The sequence below is a fragment of the Streptomyces sp. NPDC096132 genome, assembly GCF_044763345.1.
Classification (GTDB): Bacteria; Actinomycetota; Actinomycetes; order Streptomycetales; family Streptomycetaceae; genus Streptomyces.
The window spans coordinates 2,242-4,035 of record NZ_JBIWGA010000080.1 but is presented as its reverse complement, the minus strand read 5'-3'; the positions used below and the strand labels follow the sequence as shown (position 1 = coordinate 4,035).

General features: G+C 70.8%; 2 protein-coding genes. Both read left to right on the top strand.

The annotated features are described in order from the left end of the window. On the top strand, positions 1-1,323 hold a 1,323-nt coding region (locus ACIRF9_RS52465; protein WP_403837747.1), incomplete at its 5' end, for an APC family permease. Between the two features lie 31 nt (positions 1,324-1,354). Then, on the top strand, positions 1,355-1,794 hold a 440-nt coding region (locus tag ACIRF9_RS52460; RefSeq protein WP_403837745.1), incomplete at its 3' end, for an arginine deiminase family protein.

Genomic DNA, 1,794 nt, shown 5'->3' with positions numbered 1-1,794 from the left:
GTGGTGACCCTGGGCGCGCTGGCGCTCGCGCTGACCTTCGGGGCGCTGTCGAAGCGGGTGCCGGCGAGCGGTGGGCCGTACGTCTACGCCCGGGAGGCCTTCGGCGAGTTCGCCGGATTCCTCAACGCGTGGTCGTACTGGATCACCGCATGGGCCGGGAACGCGGCGATCGCCGTGGCCTGGGTCGGCTACGTCGAGGTCTTCGTCAACACGGGGCACAAGACGTGGATCTCCATGAGCCTGGCTCTGGGCGGGCTCTGGGCGGCGGCCGCGATCAACCTCAGCGGCGTCCGCAACATCGGCGCGTTCCAGGTGGTCACCACCGTGCTGAAGTTCGTTCCTCTGGTCTTCATGGCCACCGTCGGACTGTTCTTCGTCGACCCGGACAACTTCGGCGCCTTCAACGCGAGTGGCGGGTCGGCGCTGGGCGCGATCTCCGCCGCGGCGGCCATCGCCCTGTTCAGCTACCTGGGCCTGGAGGCCGCGTCGGTGGTCGCCGGCCGGGTCCGGGACCCGGAGCGCAACGTGCCGCGCGCCACCGTGTACGGCACGCTGCTGTGCGCGGTCATCTACATCCTGGGCACGCTGGCGGTCTTCGGCACCGTCTCGCACGGTGCGCTGGGCGACACCGTCGCACCGTTCACCGACGCGGCGAACAACATCTTCGGCGGTACCTGGGCGGGAGACGTCGTGGCGGTCGCCGCGATCATCTCGGGCATCGGCGCCCTCAACGGCTGGACCATGCTGTGCGCCGAGATGCCGTACGCCGCCGCCCGCGACGGACTCTTCCCCGACGCCTTCGCGAAGCTGCGCGGCGAGAGCGGCGTCCCGGCCTTCGGCGTCGTCGCCTCCACCATGCTGGCCTCGCTGATCACCGTGTTCAGCTACACCCGCTTCGACGACGTCTTCACGAAGATCGTGCTGCTGAGCGTCCTCACCGCGGTGATCCCGTATCTGTTCTCCGCCGCCGCCCAGCTGTACTGGCTGCTGGTGCGCGGCCGGGAGACCCTGAGCCCGCGGCGCCTCGCCCGCGACGTCACGGTCGCCGCCCTGGCACTGGCCTTCTCCTACTGGTCGATCCAGGGCAGCGGCTACCAGACCGTCTACTACGGGCTGTTCGTGCTGCTGCTCGGCGTGCCGGTCTACGTGTGGCTGAAGCGCGGGCAGGGCCGGTACGGCGACGAACCGGCCGCGGCGATTCCCGTTCCGCGTGAGGAGCGGGCCCCCGAGACACCGGCACCGCCGAAGCGGCTCTCCCGCGGACTGGGCACCGACCGCGTCGGCGGCCCCCGCAAGCCAAACGCCCACCGCCACCAGGACTGACGCCCTCCCTCACCACAGAGGACACAACGCCATGAACACGTTCCACGTCGACTCCGAGGCCGGCCGCCTGCGCCAGGTGATCCTGCACCGCCCCGGCATCGAACTCTCTCGCCTCACCCCGCGCAACGTCGACGCCCTCCTCTTCGACGACATCCTGTGGGCCAAGCGGGCCCGGGAGGAGCACGACGCCTTCGCGCAGGTGCTGCGTGACCACGGCACCCGTGTCCACTACTTCGCCGACCTCCTCGCCCAGACCCTCGACGGCGACGAGGCCCGCGACTGGCTGCTGGAGCGGGTGATCACCCCGGCCACCGTCGGACCGGCGCTGATCGACCCGGTGCGCGAGCTGTGCGCCCAGCTGGACGGCGAGACCCTCGCCGGACACCTCGTCGGCGGACTCCTCAAGAGCGACCTGCCCCTCGCCACCCCGCACAGCCTGGTCTGGAACGCGCTCGACGCCGACGACTTCGC